This window comes from Microcystis sp. MC19 (genome assembly GCF_003019735.1).
Lineage (GTDB): Bacteria > Cyanobacteriota > Cyanobacteriia > Cyanobacteriales > Microcystaceae > Microcystis.
This window is the reverse complement of sequence record NZ_CP020664.1, coordinates 3,553,721-3,571,459: the sequence shown is the minus strand read 5'-3', so window position 1 is coordinate 3,571,459 and position 17,739 is coordinate 3,553,721. Positions and strand designations below refer to the sequence as shown.

Annotated in this window: 17 protein-coding genes; 10 read left to right on the top strand and 7 right to left on the bottom strand. The window is 43.9% G+C overall.

The window, feature by feature from the left end; translation table 11 throughout:
- Window positions 1-441: 441 nt before the first annotated feature.
- Window positions 442-1,551 carry a threonine synthase gene (thrC, locus tag B5D77_RS18150; protein WP_106909366.1) on the top strand — a complete coding sequence of 370 codons (1,110 nt, stop codon included), beginning with the start codon at window positions 442-444 and terminating at the stop codon, window positions 1,549-1,551.
- A gap of 29 nt (window positions 1,552-1,580) precedes the next feature.
- On the opposite strand, the gene hisB is transcribed toward thrC, so the two are convergent.
- From hisB to B5D77_RS18135, 3 genes are all read right to left on the bottom strand, one after another.
- Window positions 1,581-2,210, bottom strand: coding sequence for an imidazoleglycerol-phosphate dehydratase HisB (gene hisB, locus B5D77_RS18145; protein ID WP_008203540.1), 630 nt, complete (start codon window positions 2,208-2,210; stop codon window positions 1,581-1,583).
- Between the two features lie 397 nt (window positions 2,211-2,607).
- Complete coding sequence (locus B5D77_RS18140) at window positions 2,608-4,122, bottom strand: energy transducer TonB (protein ID WP_106909365.1); 1,515 nt, start codon at window positions 4,120-4,122, stop codon at window positions 2,608-2,610.
- 165 nt (window positions 4,123-4,287) lie between these two features.
- Window positions 4,288-4,947, bottom strand: coding sequence for a hypothetical protein (locus tag B5D77_RS18135; protein WP_008203534.1), 660 nt, complete (start codon window positions 4,945-4,947; stop codon window positions 4,288-4,290).
- A gap of 477 nt (window positions 4,948-5,424) precedes the next feature.
- On the opposite strand from B5D77_RS18135, the gene B5D77_RS18125 reads away from it, so the two are divergent.
- Window positions 5,425-5,637, top strand: a complete 213-nt coding sequence (locus B5D77_RS18125; RefSeq protein WP_002756687.1) for a chlorophyll a/b-binding protein — start codon at window positions 5,425-5,427, stop codon at window positions 5,635-5,637.
- 58 nt (window positions 5,638-5,695) lie between these two features.
- On the opposite strand, the gene dapF is transcribed toward B5D77_RS18125, so the two are convergent.
- Window positions 5,696-6,541 (bottom strand): diaminopimelate epimerase, encoded by an 846-nt coding sequence (dapF, locus tag B5D77_RS18120; protein WP_106909364.1) that lies wholly within the window; start codon window positions 6,539-6,541, stop codon window positions 5,696-5,698.
- A 61-nt stretch (window positions 6,542-6,602) separates the two neighbouring features.
- Between dapF and B5D77_RS18115 the strand changes: the two genes are divergently transcribed.
- The 7 genes from B5D77_RS18115 (at window position 6,603) to B5D77_RS18085 (ending at window position 12,640) form a co-directional block, all read left to right on the top strand.
- A complete protein-coding gene (locus B5D77_RS18115; RefSeq protein ID WP_002733331.1) occupies window positions 6,603-6,815 on the top strand; it encodes a hypothetical protein in 213 nt (70 codons plus the stop codon).
- Window positions 6,816-7,175: 360 nt separating this feature from the next.
- The gene (locus tag B5D77_RS18110) at window positions 7,176-8,348 is read left to right on the top strand and encodes a glycosyltransferase family 2 protein (RefSeq protein ID WP_106909363.1); all 1,173 of its coding nucleotides are present in this window, start codon (window positions 7,176-7,178) and stop codon (window positions 8,346-8,348) included.
- A 41-nt stretch (window positions 8,349-8,389) separates the two neighbouring features.
- The gene (locus B5D77_RS18105; protein ID WP_016515148.1) at window positions 8,390-9,451 is read left to right on the top strand and encodes a Gfo/Idh/MocA family protein; all 1,062 of its coding nucleotides are present in this window, start codon (window positions 8,390-8,392) and stop codon (window positions 9,449-9,451) included.
- Window positions 9,452-9,459: 8 nt separating this feature from the next.
- Window positions 9,460-10,299, top strand: coding sequence for a bifunctional 2-polyprenyl-6-hydroxyphenol methylase/3-demethylubiquinol 3-O-methyltransferase UbiG (locus tag B5D77_RS18100; RefSeq protein ID WP_016515147.1), 840 nt, complete (start codon window positions 9,460-9,462; stop codon window positions 10,297-10,299).
- A gap of 31 nt (window positions 10,300-10,330) precedes the next feature.
- A complete protein-coding gene (locus B5D77_RS18095) occupies window positions 10,331-10,789 on the top strand; it encodes a GtrA family protein (RefSeq protein WP_106909362.1) in 459 nt (152 codons plus the stop codon).
- A 13-nt stretch (window positions 10,790-10,802) separates the two neighbouring features.
- A complete protein-coding gene (locus tag B5D77_RS18090; protein ID WP_106909361.1) occupies window positions 10,803-11,972 on the top strand; it encodes a glycosyltransferase family 4 protein in 1,170 nt (389 codons plus the stop codon).
- Between the two features lie 218 nt (window positions 11,973-12,190).
- Window positions 12,191-12,640 carry a hypothetical protein gene (locus B5D77_RS18085; protein ID WP_159036978.1) on the top strand — a complete coding sequence of 150 codons (450 nt, stop codon included), beginning with the start codon at window positions 12,191-12,193 and terminating at the stop codon, window positions 12,638-12,640.
- A 418-nt stretch (window positions 12,641-13,058) separates the two neighbouring features.
- Here the strand turns inward: B5D77_RS18085 and B5D77_RS18075 are convergent, their stop codons facing one another.
- From B5D77_RS18075 to B5D77_RS18065, 3 genes are all read right to left on the bottom strand, one after another.
- Window positions 13,059-13,979 (bottom strand): hypothetical protein, encoded by a 921-nt coding sequence (locus B5D77_RS18075; protein WP_008203506.1) that lies wholly within the window; start codon window positions 13,977-13,979, stop codon window positions 13,059-13,061.
- A gap of 76 nt (window positions 13,980-14,055) precedes the next feature.
- A complete protein-coding gene (locus B5D77_RS18070; RefSeq protein ID WP_008203505.1) occupies window positions 14,056-14,859 on the bottom strand; it encodes a type 1 glutamine amidotransferase in 804 nt (267 codons plus the stop codon).
- A 167-nt stretch (window positions 14,860-15,026) separates the two neighbouring features.
- Complete coding sequence (locus tag B5D77_RS18065) at window positions 15,027-16,364, bottom strand: Mur ligase family protein (RefSeq protein ID WP_008203504.1); 1,338 nt, start codon at window positions 16,362-16,364, stop codon at window positions 15,027-15,029.
- A 163-nt stretch (window positions 16,365-16,527) separates the two neighbouring features.
- Here B5D77_RS18065 and B5D77_RS18060 point away from each other — a divergent pair, with 163 nt between their 5' ends.
- Window positions 16,528-17,718: an HhoA/HhoB/HtrA family serine endopeptidase gene (locus B5D77_RS18060; RefSeq protein WP_106909359.1), complete on the top strand. Its 1,191-nt coding sequence runs from the start codon at window positions 16,528-16,530 to the stop codon at window positions 17,716-17,718.
- Window positions 17,719-17,739 lie beyond the last annotated feature (21 nt).

Below are 17,739 nucleotides of genomic sequence, written 5' to 3'. Positions count from 1 at the left end.
ATTTGAACTGAACATCAGATGCTGGCAAAATTACTTACTGCCAGCAGTCGTGACAGGAGACAGGAGAATTTTTTTCAGCTGCCTCTTGCCTATCCTAGCTAAGAAATTAATCTGGCACTACTACTAATTAGGGTTTACTGAAAAAATTTGTTGGTTGGTGTGGGGTTTTACCGATTTTCAGAAGGTTTTTAGATTTATTCAGTAAATCCTAATTAAATCAACCTCTGAAAGACAAAAAGGGCAAAAATCAGATTTTTAGGGATAAAATGACAATTTTTTGCCTAAAAAGGTTATTTATTTGCTGTTATTGCCTTTTATCTCCCTGCATCTCTGTTTTAACTCCCATGAATCTGAATCGGGCGATCAAGATTAATTTTTTTGCCTGCTTATTGGATAAAATGGGAAATCAGGCCATCTAATCAAATCTGTATCCTTAAGGCTATGACAATTATTTCTCGATCGATCCCCCAATCACCCACTAAATCCTCGTCTATCGGCGGCTGGCGCGGTTTGATCGAAGAATATCGCCAATTTCTGCCCGTAAGCAGTACAACCCCTGTAATTACCCTCCTAGAAGGCAATACACCCCTGATCCCCGCCCCCTATCTCTCAGCACAAATCGGGCGCGATGTCAAGGTTTTTGTCAAATATGATGGTTTAAATCCCACCGGCAGCTTTAAAGACCGGGGCATGACCATGGCCATCTCGAAAGCCAAGGAAGAAGGGGCAAAAGCGGTGATTTGTGCCAGTACCGGGAACACCTCGGCGGCGGCGGCAGCCTATGCAAGAAGGGCCGGGATGCGGGCCTTTGTGATTATCCCCGATGGTTATGTGGCCTTAGGAAAATTGGCCCAGGCTTTATTGTATGGAGCGGAAGTCATCGCTATTAATGGCAACTTTGATGATGCCCTCAAGATTGTCCGCCAACTATCAGAAAATTATCCCGTAACTTTAGTCAATTCCGTCAATCCCTACCGTTTAGAGGGTCAAAAAACGGCGGCTTTCGAGATTGTCGATGTCTTGGGTAATGCCCCCGACTGGTTATGTATTCCCGTGGGTAATGCGGGCAATATTAGCGCCTATTGGATGGGATTCTGTCAGTATCACCAGATAGGTAAATGCGACCGGCTGCCGAAGATGATGGGTTTTCAGGCCGCCGGGGCCGCCCCTTTTATCTCTAAACAACCGGTTGACCATCCCGAAACCCTAGCCACGGCTATCCGTATCGGCAACCCCGCTAACTGGGAAAAAGCCTGGGCCGCTAGTCACGCTAGTCAAGGGCAATTTCATGCGGTCAGCGATGAGGAAATATTAGCAGCCTATCGGATTTTAGGGGGCCAAGAGGGGGTTTTCTGTGAACCAGCCAGCGCCGCTTCTGTGGCAGGATTATTAAAAGTGCATCAACAGGTTCCCGATGGGGCCACGGTAGTGTGTGTTTTAACGGGCAATGGACTAAAAGACCCAGATTCGGCGGTAAAATACAGCAATAACCAACTAAAATCTGGGATTGCTCCCGAATTAACGCAAGTGGCTCAAATTATGGGCTTCTAAGCTAACGTTAATTCGGTTAAGCAGTGCTTCTATAAAACTCCCTTAGAACTGGGAATTATACCGGCGCGACGGGGATCGATCGCTATGGCCATACTCATCGCCCGGGCAAAAGCTTTAAAAGTAGCCTCAATAAGATGATGGGAATTAATCCCGTCTAATTGACGAATATGTAGGGTCATTTGACTGTGATTGACCAAAGCAACAAAAAATTCCCGCACTAGCTGAGTATCGTAGGTTCCCACTCTTTGGGTGGGAATTTCTAGACCATAACTGAGGTGGGGGCGACCGGAAAAATCGAGGGCAACCTGCACTAAAGCTTCATCGAGAGGGGCGACAAAATGCCCGAAACGGACGATCCCCTTTTTGTCCCCCAAAGCTTGCAGTAAAGCTTGTCCGAGGGTGATTCCCACGTCTTCATTGGTGTGATGGTCATCAATTTCTAGATCTCCGGTGGCACGCACATCGAGATCGATCGCAGCGTGGGAGGCAATTTGCTGTAACATATGATCGAGAAAGGGAATTCCTGTCTGGGCGCGACAATTGCCGCTACCATCAAGATCGATCGTCACCTGTACATCGGTTTCTTTGGTAGTACGACTAACCGAGGCGCGACGGCAAGGTGAGACAAAAGAATCGGGTATCTGGGAAGTGGAAATCATTTAAGTAAAAATAAGTAGGTAGCCGTTAAAAATTATCAGATGCCCCCTTATCAAGCTATCCCTTATAGGGATCTTTCTTAACAATTTTTTCAGTAAGCACTCCAACCCTTATCCTGACTTGATTTCAGTTTTTTCCTTGTCAGTAAGGGTGTCAACAAGGAATATTACAGATTGTTAACCGAGTCTTGAAAGCCTTGTGCTACAAAGGTTTGAAATGTTAAGAAAGATGTGACTAAAGGACAGCTTATTAAGGGGGGACTAAGGGGGGATCGAATTATTGACTAGGAAGATGAGAGTTTTTTTCAGTAATCAGTGAACTTAAAACTCACATCTGATAACTGATAACTGATAACTGATAACTGATAACTGATAACTGATAACTGATAACTGAAAAGGCCTAACTTTCTGGTTCAGTTTTAGCTTCCGCCGGCGGACCGGGGGGCAAAGCTTCCTCGCCCAGGGGTTGAGGATTTTGGCTAGTGGGGGGACTAGCGGGGGAAACCTCCGTCTGATTGAGAGCGGGGGGGTGGGAAGAAGTTTCCGGGGCTTTTTGCTCGATTATCGCTTCTTTGGGCGGTTCTGGCTGGGTTTGGGGTGGATTTGGACCTGTGGTTTCGGGCGGCTTGACGTTATCCGGTTGGGGGCTAACGGCGGGTTGCGGGGTTTGATTGGGACGAAGCGGGGTTTCAATTGCCGGCGTTACGGGGGGGGAGTTACGGGTATTGAGGTTACTACCCTCTGGTTTTGGGGGATTAGCGATCGCACCTCGGCACACTTCCGGGTTAGGGGCAAAACTGACTCGCACCTGATAGATTCTCGACTCACCACTGGGATTATTAAAGCGAGTTAAGCGCACTTCCCTAGCCCCCTGTTGATTGAAAATCGGGAAGCCGGCACTTTTAATTAACTGGGGTTCACTGCTGAGGCGGCCTTGACCATCCACCGTCACGCCATAAACCGCCGTCCCCGCTAATTGACGGGAACAAGCCGTGGCGGGATAGTTACCAGTCAAATTGACGGTAGTTATGCCTCCGCTGCCCTGATTGGGCTGATTTAGTTCATTTAAGGCGTTAGGATTGGTTTTTTGGACTCTGGCCAGCCAATCCACCTGATTTCTCATGGCCTCCTCGTTACTGGTATTGCTTTTGTCCGCCTCTAGGGAGCGCAAACGTTCCCGCATTTCCCACATTAATTGTTGACGACGCTGTTCGTCGAGGGGCGATTGACCATTCGGCTCCGACGTGCGGGCCAAGGAATTGTTTAATTGTTGCTGCGCCTGTTGCGATGCACTAAGAGGCGAATTTCGCAATCTATCTAAAGTTAGATTATCTTGGTAGGGATCGAAGTCAGGCCGCACCTGCTGGTTATTAGTCTCCCTAGGTAGATTATTATTGTCCGGCAGGGGAGGAACAGCAGGAGGACCAGGTAAACTGGGGGTAGAAGTGGGAAAATTGCGAGGAATCGGTAATCTACCCGGGGAGGGGATAGATGCCACCGGAGGAGAATAGATATTGACAGAGGGTAAAGAGGAGAGGGGAGGTAAAGCAGGTAAGGAAGGTAAGGGGGGAAGGGAAGAAACCGCGGGTAAAGGAGGTAAGGTGCTGTTATGGATGCCGTCCATGGAGGGGAGAGGCGGCAAAGAGGAAGAGGAGGAATTAAGGTTAGGCAGTTCCGGTAAGCTGGACAGGGAGGGGTCAAGACTGGGAAGACGTGACTGCTCTAGAGGGTTCAATTCAATCAGATTGACGTTGCGTAATTCCTTTTTTGGCTCCTGCGCTGGATTATTGAGGAAATTAGGTAAGATAATCGCTAAAATTAGGCCATGAATACCAAGAGAAGCGGCGAACGAGAGATTATTAGAGTTAATTAGTTTATTTTCTTCGGTTTCTAGACCAAAATAGGAGGATGTCATAATGCTAGTTAATTGAGCAGAGCCTTGAGGGGAAAAGTTAACTCTATTCTAATCGTCAAGGCGATTTTTTTTTCTTGGGGCGGGGAATTAATTGCTGTCAGTACCCCACCACCCCACACCCCACACCCCACACCCTGCCCCTAGGAAAAACTTTTTCAGCCAACCCTACTTAGACTGGGAGCGAGCCACAGCTTTTAATTTGGGATATAATTCCGAAGGGTCTAACAAAGGGATAAACTCATCGATTACCGGCTTAAAATTAGCCGAAAAATTCTCCCTAGTTCCATGGCTGTTAGGCGATTTAGGCACTGATTCTAATTCAGGGAATTTGGGCGTTTCTGGGGTTAACTGCGAGAATAATTCCTCCACATCACTCATCCCTTTACGAGGATCATCAAAAAGAGAAGCTTCTAAGTTTAGTAAAGAATCTTTACCCGTGACTTCCGCTTGTGACTCTGGATAAGGCCGCTCAAGGGTGGGGGAAGGTATATTGACCTGTTCCTGTTTAGGGATAACTGCTGTTTTTTTGCCATTTAACTGGGAATCTGGCAAGTTTTTACAAACCAAGCGCTCGAATTCCCCCGTAAAATGAAAGGTAGGATGGCCGCGGCGCCGCCAAATTTTGAGGATTTCCTCCACCGAAATGACTTTGTAACGTCCCTGATAGAGTGCCTCTAAAATTGCCATGCGAATCCAATTTAGCGAATAGGTGGGCAACCAGCGCTCGATTAATTCTTGCGCTTTATATCCTCTCATTTCAAATCGATATTGGTTGAGTATAGTCGCTATCTGCATGAGGTTGATCTCTGGGTTAATCTCTGCCATGGAATTTACAAAAACAGTGAGCGCGATCGTTACAGCTACTAGGCACTACATATATTAAGATTCTATTCAGGTTTTTCCTAGTGGTTTTTACCTATTCTCCCCACACTCACTCTTTCTAGTATCTTCGCTCAAGGTTAGTTAACTCCCTAACGTCGGGTTCGCTTTTGGTGGCAATTTATCCCCCGCTAACCCCTACGCGGTTTAACGGCACTCCTCTGGCGGCCTTAAGATAGTTTTTGTCTTTCCCTTGATTGGGCGATCAAGCTTACACCTCTTTGCTACCATAATCTGAGTAATTTGTCAAGGAAAAAGCAAAATTTCGTCAATAAACCCAGATAAGGTAGAACTACAGCACTACCCTGACAGCCTACCCGATCGAGGTTTTCTGAGTCCCCAAAAATTTTTTGTTAAAATTTGCAACATAACTTAACAATGTGTTACACTTCTTAACATAAAGCATACAAAAGGAGCCTCCCCATGACTGCCCGCGGCTACACCACCGAAGAACAAGGAAGACTGAATAATTTTGCTGTCGAACCGAAAATGTACGTTGATAGTTCCAGCAGTCTCGGTTTTACCAAAAACGCTGAAAAATTGAATGGCAGACTAGCCATGATTGGCTTTGTCTCTCTTTTAGCCATTGAATTGTTAACCGGTAAAGGAATTATTGCTTGGATTACCAGTCTCTAAGAATCAACAATCCCGTCGCGCTGTTCGGGGAGTTCAGTCCCCGTCCTAGCGGGTTGGTTTAGACCAAGTAAATGCCCTCAAAAACAGCTTTAGCAGGACCTGTCATGTAAACCCGGTTATCGGTTTGCGACCAGTGAATCTGAAGACAACCACCGGGGAGTTCCACGGTACAACGGCGATCGCATTTGCCCGTTAATAGGGCAGCCACCACCACAGCACAAGCACCGGTACCGCAAGCGAGAGTAATTCCCGCTCCTCTTTCCCAGACACGCATCTTCATATAATCTGGCGCGATTACCTCCACAAACTCCACATTAGTCCGTTGGGGAAAAACCGGATGATGCTCAAATTTGGGTCCGATAGTTTCTAGGGGAATAGAGGCCAGATCATCCACAAAAGTGACACAGTGGGGATTACCCATACTAACGCAAGTAACTAACCAATCTTTGCCCTCCACCTCTAGGGGAACCGCGAGGATTTTTTCAGACCCCTCGACTAAAGTGGTGGGGATTTCACTGGCTAGTAATTGCGGCGGTCCCATATCAACCGTTACCTGTTCATTGGCTTCTAAACGAGGAATAATCGTTCCTGCTAGAGTATGAATACGATAGGTGCGGCCAATGGTGTTGTTAGCCTCTAAACGGGCGATAAATTGGGCTAGACAGCGAATACCGTTACCACACATTTCCGGTTCCGAACCATCAGAGTTGAAAATTCTCATGGTGTAGTCGGTTGCTGCTTGGCCGGGAAGCGCAAAAATCACGCCATCGGCACCGATGCCAAAATGTCGATCGCACATAGCCACGGCCATTTCTGGTGTGATCAGGGGTTCGGGACTGTGACGGTTATCTATCAAAATAAAATCATTGCCCAGGCCTTGATATTTGGTGAAGGGTATTTTCATCGTCAATAAAAGCTACTCAACAGGAATAATAGAGGATAAACACCTCATCGATAAACTCATTATGTCTCAATTCGATCCTGGTCTGCCGAGTATTAAACAAGTACAGAGCTATATTCAAGAGAAACGGGAAGTAGAAATTAAGTTAAGCACCGATGATCTCCTCGTTGGTCGCATCCTTTGGCAAGATGCTAACTGTCTATACCTAGTCGATCACTACGATAAACCCACTTTAATTTGGCAACAGTCTCTAGTTTATTTAAGACCTAAAGCCTAGGGGGAAATTGGCGATATTTGGCTGTGGGATGCGTCCCGGACGCATCAAAAATTCAGTGCCAAGCAGATAGCTTTTGAGCAAATGTAGCGTCAGTTCGGGTTAAGGAGATTTGGCCGTGAATTCTAGCAAATAATTAGGTGGGATGGCGAGGATAGCATCAGAATTTCAGTTGCTGGAAAATTTGGGTTAAATTGCCCAATAAAGAAGGTCAGAGAATCCAGCAGAGCGATCGCCATCTAATTTCAGATATGGATTGCCGCTCAGAGGAAAAAGAATAAGCAGATTGTCTGCTAACAATTTGGGACATTGCTGTACATAACCTGTTATACTCTTGGGCAAAACGAATCCACCGCGATTATTATGCTGGAAAATCAGGTCATGGCAGATGCCGCCTCTAAGGAGCAGATACCTACTTTAGAATTATCGATCGTCATGCCCTGTCTCAACGAGGCGGAAACCTTGGCCACCTGTATCGGCAAAGCACGAGATTATCTGGAACGACACAAAATTGCGGGAGAGGTGCTAATCGCCGATAATGGCAGTAGCGATGGTTCCCAGGAAATTGCCACTAATTCCGGGGCGCGGGTGGTTCCTATCCCGGAAAGGGGTTATGGTAGCGCCCTGCGGGGAGGTATCGCCGCCGCCAAAGGTCAATACATTATTATGGGGGATGCCGATGATAGCTATGACTTTACCAATCTCTCGCCTTTCCTAGAAAAATTGCGACAGGGTTACGATTTGGTGATGGGCAATCGTTTTCAGGGCGGAATTCAACCCGGGGCGATGCCAGTATTGCATAAGTATCTGGGCAATCCTGTCTTGACTTGGTTAGGACGGTTGTTTTTTGGCAGCCCCTGTGGTGATTTTCACTGTGGATTGCGCGGGTTTAGTAAACGGGCGATCGAACAATTGAACCTACGCACCACTGGCATGGAATTCGCCAGCGAGATGGTGGTGAAAGCATCCCTCTACGGTCTGAAAATTACCGAAGTACCAACCACTTTATCCCCTGACGGTCGTAGTCGTCCCCCCCACCTAAAAACTTGGCGCGATGGCTGGCGACATCTCCGATTTCTCTTAATGTATAGTCCTCGCTGGTTGTTTCTCTACCCCGGACTGGCTTTAATGTTTCTGGGGTTTGTGGCGACGATTTGGTTTATTCCTCAACCCAGAGTTCACACCCTTCTCTATTCAGCCACAGCTTTGATTATTGGCTTTCAAATCGTCAGTTTTGCCATCTTTACGAAAGCTTTTGCTATCAGCGAAGGTTTGTTACCAGAAGACCGGAAGTTAAGACGATTTTTGCGTTATATTAATCTAGAGGTGGGACTGATCATTGGCGTAATTTTATTTTTAGTAGGTATAGGCGGTTCGGTGTATGCTTTATATACTTGGAATGCACAACTTTATGGGGCTTTAGATCCAGCCGTGACCATGCGGATTGTCATTCCTTCCGTAACCGCTCTAGGGTTGGGAGTACAGGTGATTTTTTCCAGTTTCTTTTTAAGTGTTTTGGGACTGAAGAGACGATAGAGACTATAGAATTGTCAGACTAGAAATTAAGGGTGGATACGATGGAAGAAAAGTTAAGAGTTGCTTCAGTAGGGTTGGGATGGGTGACTACTAACCGTCATCTAGTAACCATGAGTAATAATCCAAAATATGAAATTGTTGGAGTTATCGATCGCCGTCCTAAAAGAGCAGAAACACTCGCCAGAGAACGAGGGTATCGCCACTTTTGTGAAACAGATAGCCTAGAAAATGTTCCTTGGCTGGATCGGGTTGATGCAGTTACTATAGGTTCTTGTCCTCCTTCCCATTATCCCCTCATTAAATCAGCTTTGAAGCTCGGCAAGCACGTTCTCACTGAAAAGCCGTTTACGCTGACGATAGCTGAAGGACAAGAACTTGTTGACTTGGCGCAAGAGAAGGGTTTGACTTTAGGAATCGTCCATAATTTTCAGTTTGCTTCATCGACTCAAAAATTGTTAAAAGATTTGCAAAGTGGCTGTTTTGGTAAAATTAAAGGTATCGTAGCGAGTCAGTTAAGCAATCCGCGCCGACGACTCCCTGTATGGTATGAAGCATTACCATTAGGCTTGTTTTATGATGAAAGTCCTCATTTCTTTTACTTAGTTACACGACTTTCTCCCGGTCCTTTACAGTTTCTTCGGGCTGACGTTCATCCTAGCACCTTGGGATTCGTGACTCCGGCGGTGATCGCTATTCAGTATCGCTGTGATAGTTCAGAACACGGTATAATTCCTGTAAGCATCAATATGAATTTTGAAGCAACTGTAAGTGAATGGCATTTAACGGTTTATGGGGAACATTATCTGGGTGATGTTGATATTTTCCGAGATATCTATATCCGTCTGCCTAACGATGGCTTGCACACGACTAAGACAGTCCTTCGTACTTCTGCTTTAGCTACTTGGCAACATTGGGCGCAACACTTTACCAGTGGAATTCAACACTTAACAGGTAAATTGCGATATGGTAATGAGGTAATTTTTGAGCGATTTGCTCGGTCAGTAGTCCAGGGTAGCAACCCTCAGGATATTGGACCAGAAGATGCTTTGCGCGTGCTGAAAATGCAGCATGAGGTCATTCAAAATCAAACTATACTTTACTAACAGTTATTATGAGTGTTAACCAAACTTTACTAAAACAATTTCTCCGTGATTATCCCTTCCAACCTGCCACGGGTTTTTGGAGAGCGGTTGAAATCGATCAGGTCATTTCTTGTCACTTTCCTGAGGGATTTGGTCTTGACTTGGGCTGCGGAGACGGAAAACTGACAAAGATTATTCTAGAGGGTGTAGGACATCGAGAATTGGTTGGGGTTGATATTGATCCTAAAGAAACTGAACAAGCTGCACAACTTAAAATTTATCAGCGTATTCATACAATCCCAGCCAACAAGATTCCAGAGCCAGATGAAACTTTTGATTTTGTCTTTTCAAACTCTGTTTTAGAGCATATCGATAATCTTGAAGATGTCCTCAGAGAAACAGCCCGTTTACTAAAACCCGGAGGTGTATTTTTGTTTACAGTTCCTGGAGATAAGTTTCATCAGTGTCTTCGCGGCTCTCTGTTGCCTTGGGTATCTCGACAAGCATATCTAAATGAAATAGATTCTCGATGCGCTCACCTAAGATATTGGAGTGTTGAAGATTGGAGACAGCACCTTTTAGAGAATCGTTTAGAAATTGAGCAAGTTACGGAATATTTGAATCAATCGGAAGTTCAACGATGGGAAACTCTATCTCGTTTTACCGCAGGAGTTTTATATAGCTTGTTTGGCAAAAAGAAACATCCTATTGAGATTCAAAGAACTCTAGGAATACGAAAAGTAAAAACTAAACTGCCGACTTTTTTAGCTAGTTTATTCACTCATTTATTTACTCTTAATCTAAAGACTTTCAAATCTCAACGAGGGGAGCCTAAAGGATGTTTGATGATCCAAGCGAAAAAATGTTAGGCCAATTTTAAGCCAAGTTAATGAACTATTTGTGAAAATTTATGAGGTAAAATTGAGTAGAAAAAAATCCAAAAAATTTCAGTATAAGTTCAGAAGCATACAACTTCTGAGAGACATTATCGACAGTAAATTTATTAAGTTTGCTTTTATTGGTGCGTTTTGTACTGCTCTCAATCTAGGACTTTTGTATCTATTAACAAGCATCGCAAAATTAAATTATATAATTTCGACTTTAATTGCATTAATAGCTATTAATTTCATTGGTTTTTATCTCAATAAGTATTATACATTTAGAACAGATCAAAAAAGATTTTTGCCAGAACTCTGGAAATACTATAGCGTCATGTTATCGAGTTTTATATTAAATTTATTTTTCATGTTTGTTTTAGTTCAATTATTTAATATGTGGTATATATATGCAAGTTTAACAATTACTCTAGGATTTCTTTTTTACAATTTTTTCATGCACAAAAATTGGAGTTTTAAGTAATTCGTGTAGAATAATGATTTATCTAAAAAAATCTCAACCAATAACAATTTTACTTGTCACCCACTACTACCCAATGCACAGAGGCGGGATAGAAATTGTTGCTGGCAAACTTGCAGAATCTCTCTCTAAAATAGGGAATATAGAAATTAACTGGATGGCGAGTAATGTTGATCCACATCCAATAGATATACCTAGACTGCAATGCTTGCCCATGAAGGCTTCTAATATTATAGAAGAAAAGCTCCATCTTCCCTATCCTTTTTGGAGTTTGCCTTCCCTAGTAAAACTCTGGAGAGCAGTTCAATGGGCAGATGTTATTCATCTCCATGATTACTTGTATATGAGCAATATTTTTGCTTTCCTATTTGCTAAAATTCAGCATAAACCGCTCGTAATTACTCAGCATATAGGTTTCATTCCCTACAAAAGTGCTTTCCTTAAAAAATTGCTTTCTTTTCTTAACGAAACAATAGGAATAGAAATGCTAAAACGAGCTAATCAAACCATATTCATCAGTGAAGTTGTTCAGAAATATTTCACGGATAAAGCCTGCTTTCGTTGCCCAACTCTCATGATTCCCAATGGAGTAGATACTGAAATATTTATCCCAGTTAAAGAAGAACAGCGGCAACAAATTCGCCAAGAGTTAGGATTAAGTTTAGAATTACCTATCTTGCTTTTCGTCGGACGCTTTGTAGAAAAAAAAGGATTGCCCATCATACAACAGTTAGCCGAGCGATTACCGCTTATTCAATTTATATTTGCGGGTTGGGGATCAATCAATCCAGAAACTTGGAATTTGCCAAATGTGAAAGTTTTTAGTAATCGCCGAGATTCCACATTGACTCCACTATATCAGGCAGCAGATTTATTAATCTTACCGAGTACAGGAGAAGGGTTTCCCTTGGTCGTGCAAGAAGCGATGGCTTGTGGAACGCCTGTTTTGGTTAATTCAGAAACAGTTCAAGCTAACAGTGCAGCTCAGTATCTCATGTTTTCAGAAGACTTAGAGGTGGGAGATATCATTGAGAAATGGATAGCAAAAATTGAGAATTTGCTTGAAGATTCTCAGATGTTAACATCCATAAGACCGGAAGTAGCTAATTTTGCCCAAAAGCATTGGTCTTGGTCAGCTTGTGCCGAAGAATATTATCAAATTTTTCAAGACTTAGCTGAAAAATAAGAGTGAATGTATAACTTGGTCACACTTTTCAAAATCTTCACATTCAACACTTCCGATTGTGGGATATAACGACAATAATTATTAAATGTAAAATACTTGTATAAAACGTAAAGGTAATTATGCAGACAAAGAACTCGTATTTTTTAGATTTAACTCCTCTAAGAGAATTGATGCTTTCCAGAACCTTCTGGTTCAGTCTCAGCATCGTATTCTCCATTTTGTACAGTATCCTATTCTTACAAATCGCTTTCGGTAGCGAGTACAGTATTCAGGATGACGGACGCCGTAGTATCGTTTGGATGATGCGCTTCTCCGATTCAGGGCTTTTTCCCGATGATTTCCTGATGAACTATTATCAATGGGCGACTCCTTCGGCCTTAGCAAGTCTTTATAAATTGATGTCAGTGGTGGGGATAAACGCCATAGTTTTTAATAAGCTCCTACCGATCGCCCTAGGTTTAATATCTACCATTTATTGCTATCGAGTCTCCCTACAAATTCTGCCCGTACCTTTGGCTGGATTTATCTCTACACTATTTCTCAATCAAAATCTGTGGTTAAAAGATGATTTAGGTTCCGGTACTCCGAGGGGCTTTTTAAACCCTCTTTTCTGGCCTTTATCTATTACTTACTTCGCTCTTTCACGATTCCTTGTTTACTCTCTTTAATTTTACTGGCTTTCGAGACTGCTTAGAACCCTATAACTTGTTATTCTATGAAAAACTTCGCCAAAGATATATCGACTTGATCGAGGCCCAATATAGTCCCGATCTGACTGCCGTGCAGAAATTTATCCAGAAAAATAACATTCGTTGAAGGTACCTGGAAGGATGAATTGGGTAGTTATCCAGTAGGCAGTTGGCTAAGATACCCCCCCAATTGCCCCTACAGTCCTTCCTCAACAACAGGTTGTCTCATTTACGTTAAAACCTATCCTGTTACTGATACAACCGCCAGATTTGTGGTCGGTGATGATTTCCAATATCCTCAAGCAATCTGAAGCAACCATCTATGGGATTGAGGGTAGGACGTAGAGCCAAAAAAGACAGGCAGAGAGCCTGTCTAGAAAACCAAACAAATTACCTATCAGTTGGCCAAAAATAGGGAGTTTTTTGCGTCAAATTTCCAAGCAATACCATCGGGATCTCTGATGCGACTCCAATCGGCGAATTCTGTTTCGGATTTATTTTTCTTGTTTCTACCCAAAACGGCTGGGGTAACTCCTAAACGTTTAGCCAAATCCGCCAAACTCATCGATGAGATGGTTTCAGATACAGAGGTTAGTGATTCTTCCCTAACTTCTGCTTCTGACTGGAACAAAGAACTGGCAGAACTGTTCAAACTAGGATTAATTATCTCCTCCGGTTCTTGAATTACCGTTTCTTGAACAGCGATTGCTGCGGTATTTTCTTCCTCTTTTTCCTCAAATAATTTACCTAAATTAGTCAGAGGTTGGGAGGAGGAAATAACAGGAACCTCCGGGACAGAATTTTCGCTTTTCTCGGCCACAATCAGGGGGGATTTAGCCTCCTGCGATGGCTCTAAATTGGTCAGAGGGGATCTCGAGGCAGTAATCGCAGGAACTTGTTTTTCCTCTATTTCTTCTAAAGAGGGGTCACTCTCATCAAAAATACTACCCAGGGTACTGGCGGTGATAAAGTAATAGGCCATACCCTTATCGCCTACCGCTTTTTTTTGCGCTCCAAATTCCTCAGCTTTTCTGTCTAAAAATTGTCTGGCTAATTTGGCCGTGAGATTGGCTTTTGCCGATAGGTCAATCGGGGTGAGACAACCTTGATTGTCCTGTAAAAGTTGATTGAAATAGGGGTTAATCACCGTCGATAATTTTGACCAGCGATAGTCTTGCCACACCTTGACTGCCAGAGTTAAGAGGAAGACAAGTAGGATCAATGGCCAAGCGGTAAAAACAAGGATGATTAGCACCGCTAGGGGGATGATGATGACGAGAAACCCCGCCGTTTGACGATCGATAATTTTTCCAGTCATAATTTCATAAGCTGCCAGAATTAAAATTCTTAATGGCTAGTTTGACTATCTCCTGCCATAAGTGTATATGACCAGTTTAGGCTTTATTGGTCACGCCGGTTAGTTCTAGTCGTTCAAACATGGCAAATCTTGCTTTCAGGGCCAGAGAATCATCAAGTTTTGTTAAAAAAATCGGTTTTTGATACTTTTGTTCTAAAGCTTTTTGGATTAACCAATCGGCTAAAAAGGGATTTTTGGGTAGTAGGGGACCGTGGGCATAGGTAGCGATCGCATTGTGGTAAAATGCTCCTTCATAACCGTCCTCTCCGTTATTTCCGTAGCCAGTAATCACCTTTCCTAAAGGAGAAACGGTCTGTAAATAGGTACGACCCCCGTGATTTTCAAAGCCAATTACTAGCGGTTTTTCCCCTGTCATAGCTTTAATTTCCTCCGCTAAGGGAGAGGCAGTAATTTCAAAAACCACGTTACCGATACAGCGTTTTGCATTGGGACCAGGATGTTTACTTACTAGGTCTAATAATCCTAATCCTTCGATTCTTTGACCGAAAGCTGGTTCGTAATAATGCCCTAATAATTGTGGGGAACCACAGGTAAAAACCCCCGGTATTCCTGCCGATAATTGTTCTTTCATCGCCGCCGCTTTTTTCCCCTGTAAATCCCGCATAACGATCTCCTGTTGCCGATCCTGCGCCCCACCCCCAACAATTATATCTACTTGATAAAATGTCTCGGCTTCTGTTTGAGCATCTAGGGGAATAATTGTCACAGCAATATCACGCCATTGACATCTTCTTTGGATAGTAATAACATTACCTCGATCGCCGTAGGTACTCATTAAGGTCGGATATAACCAGCCGATTTTTAGTTCTAGTTCTTGCATAATTTTTTAGTGGATTAGGAAATGGGGGAATGGGGAAATGGGGAATGGGGGAATGGGGGAATGGGGGAATGGGGGAATGGGGAAATGGGGGAATGGGGAAATGGGGGAATTCAACTAACACCCTAACACCCCAACACCTAACACTAATCTTCACTCTTTTCTAATTTCTACAAAATCTTTCGACCTGTGAGAATCTCTCTTACTTCTAACATAGCAGAATAGGTGGGTAAAATATGTAAAGTTTCCTCATTTTTGGTGTTCTTAAGGGCAATTTGGATCGCTTTTTTCAGATCGGATTCAACAACTAAATTAACGGGATAAGCGAGACTATCCTGACTATATTGTAAGCGCAAAGCCATGTCATAAAGTCGATCACCTGTTACCACTAAAGTTGTTCCCAAACGGGTTAATTTTTCCGTATCCACATCCCAAATCCAAGAAACATCCGTCCCGTCGGGGATGCGATCATTGAGAACTAAGAGAGTAGTAGAAGACTTTTCTTTCTGTAAAATATCAGCCACTGCGCGAATTGTTTCATTCATACCCACGGGATTTTTGGACAGTAAAATTCTAACTTTTTTACCCTCAATTTCTAATTCTTCCGCTCGACCAAAAGCCGCTTTAAAACCCTGAACTGTCTCAAAAATTTCTCGATCTTTAATCCCCAATTCCTGGGCTACTAAACCCGCCGCCAAAGTATTATATTTATTATAAACACCGATTAATATCTGCGGCCAATCGTGACTATGAAAAGCAGGACTACTCTTTTTAAAGCCACAACTAGGACAACTAAAATCCCCTAAATGGGAGAGATAAACCCCGCGATAATCCAAAGAAGCACCACATTTAGGACAGTAAATAGAATCGACAGCGTGGGGAATTTCTTCTAGATATAATTCTGGCTCACTTAAGCCAAAATATACAACTCTTTGGGGCAGTTGTTGACCCAAATGGGAAAGAGTCGGATCATCAGCATTGAGAATCACTAAAGTATCGGTGGGCAGGGGAGATATAGCCCCTTGCCAACGGCGACTAATCGTATCCACTTCCCCATAGCGATCGAGTTGATCGCGAAACAAATTAAGAGCTAAAATAGCGCGAGGACGACAATCTTTTAAAACCAAAGGGAGAATATTTTCATCTACTTCTAAAATGGCATAATCAGCCTTTAAAGTGCCGAATAAATTGGCATCGGCTAATAAAGCAGTGATTAAACCATTAATTAAATTTGCCCCAGTGGTATTATGGGTGACTTTTGCCCCCTGACGCTCTAGAATAGTTCTTAGGAGTAGGGAAGTGGTAGTTTTTCCATTCGTGCCAACCACCAAGATTACCCCCCCTCGGACTTGCCCACAAAGTAGCGGCAACAAACGGGGATGGAGACGACGGGCAATTTCCCCCGGCAAGACGCTGGCAGCCCCTAAACGGAGTCCTTTAACCACAGCAGTAACGGTTTTAGCCACCGCTACGGCTATCCCTAAACGGATACGATCAAACAATTGCATGAAGTGAGATTCTTATAGCTGTTTCGTGATTTTACCCCTAAAAGAAGACCCGTAAACGGGGTAAGTTCCCATTGATTCTTTCCTACTGACAAAAAAGACAGCCTATAATATAGGTAAGTTTGGGGCCGATTCTACCGCACACCACATTTTAGGGCTAGAGCTTATGGGTTTATTGACAAGATTGGGGATTTCACTGGGATTACTCGCCCTAGGTGGTACTGTGGGTGTGCTAGGAAATCAGTATTTAAGCAGAAAAGCACCCCTAGAGGTAAATAAACCGCCGGCAATCCTCCCCGCTTCCCTCTCTCTCCCTGTTATTCCCCAAAACGACGGCAATGTTAATTTTATCGCCCAGGCCGTGCAGAAAGTCGGGCCGGCGGTGGTGCGGATTGACTCAGCCCGGGAAGTGGCCGACCAAATTCCCGAAGAATTTAAACAGCCCTTTTTTCGGCGCTTTTTTGGTAATGAAGTGCCGATTCCCAAGGAGCATTTGGAACGAGGAACCGGTTCCGGGTTTATTGTTAGTACAGATGGACTGCTTTTAACTAATGCCCATGTGGTGGAAGGGACAACCCAAGTAAAAGTGACTTTGAAAAACGGTCAAATCTATCAGGGTAAAGTTCTGGGGGTTGACAATATGACCGATGTGGCCTTGGTGAAAATTGAGGCGGAAAATTTACCGACGGTGACTTTTGGCAAGGCCGAAACTTTAATCCCAGGGGAGTGGGCGATCGCAATTGGCAATCCCCTAGGCTTAGATAATACGGTGACAGTGGGCATTATTAGCGCCCTAGGACGCACTAGCAGCGAAGTGGGGGTTCCCGATAAACGGGTTCGTTTTATCCAAACCGATGCCGCTATTAACCCCGGCAATTCCGGCGGCCCGTTGCTAAACGCCAAGGGGGAAGTTATCGGCATTAATACGGCAATTCGGGCCGATGCCCAGGGTTTAGGGTTTGCCATTCCCATCGAAACCGCCCAAAAAGTGGCGGGACAGCTATCTAGCAAGGGTAAAGCGGAACATCCCTACATCGGTATCCACATGGTGACGCTAACCCCAGAATTACGGCAGCAATTGAACGAAACTAAAGAATTAAACTTTAATATTGACCAAAATGAAGGGGTAATCGTCCTGCGAGTGGTGGAAAATTCCCCCGCCCAAAAAGCCGGGATGCAAGCGGGTGATATTATCGAAACTGTGGCAGGAAACCCCGTTAAAACCGCCGCCGATGTGCAGCAAGGTGTAGAAACCAGTGCGATCGGTGGTAATCTGGAAATCGAGATTAACCGCAGGGGTAAACAACAAACTCTCACCGTTCAACCGGGGGTTTTTCCCAGCAAAACTAGCGATTAAAGCAAATACCAGACCATCCTG